The organism is Lysinibacillus parviboronicapiens, assembly GCF_003049575.1.
GTDB classification, from domain to species: domain Bacteria; phylum Bacillota; class Bacilli; order Bacillales_A; family Planococcaceae; genus Lysinibacillus; species Lysinibacillus parviboronicapiens.
The window spans coordinates 1-598 of sequence record NZ_PYWI01000097.1 but is presented as its reverse complement, the minus strand read 5'-3'; the positions used below and the strand labels follow the sequence as shown (position 1 = coordinate 598).

Sequence of the window (598 nt, the reverse complement as noted above, 5' to 3'; positions counted from 1 at the left end):
ATGATTCGATTTTTAATACTAGCCAAATCCTCCGTCAATTTTGAACGAAGAGTAGAACCAATACGAAGCTCAGCTTCAATATCTTTCAGTATACGTGGATAACTGAAACGTCCATCCTTTAATAAGCGAGCGATGACTAGTGCATCTTTTTTATCGTGCTTTGTCGGTAAGTTATCATCTAGTTCTTTCGAGCGTCTTACGTGCATTGGATTCACCATGACAAGTGGAATTCCGTATTGATCTAAGAAATAAGCTAAGTTCATCCAGTAGTGGCCTGTAGGCTCAATCCCTATTATTACTTCAGTTTTCTTAGCTTCCTTCATCGTTTGAAGAATCTTTTCATACAAATTTTCGAAGCCTTCTTTCGATTGATGTACGGCAAAAGCTTTTTCTATTACTCGCCCGCGTTCATCGACAAAGCATGCGTAATGAATATGCTTGGCAATATCCATGCCGACAACGAGTGTATTTTCAGTAACTTGATTAATTTTATTATTCCATTTAAAATGCATAAAGGAGTCCTCCTTGTTTGATGATGGGTCAATGGTCGTTGACACTCATGCATCATACTAGAGGGCTCCTTTTCTTTCAAGACCTC

At 38.5% G+C, this 598-nt stretch carries 1 protein-coding gene; it reads right to left on the bottom strand.

Annotation, left to right across the window (positions count from 1 at the left end):
* Nucleotides 1–512, bottom strand: a 512-nt coding sequence (locus C9J35_RS23235) for an IS110 family transposase (RefSeq protein ID WP_153062995.1), incomplete at its 3' end; no start/stop codon positions are given.
* Between the last annotated feature and the right edge of the window lie 86 nt (nucleotides 513–598).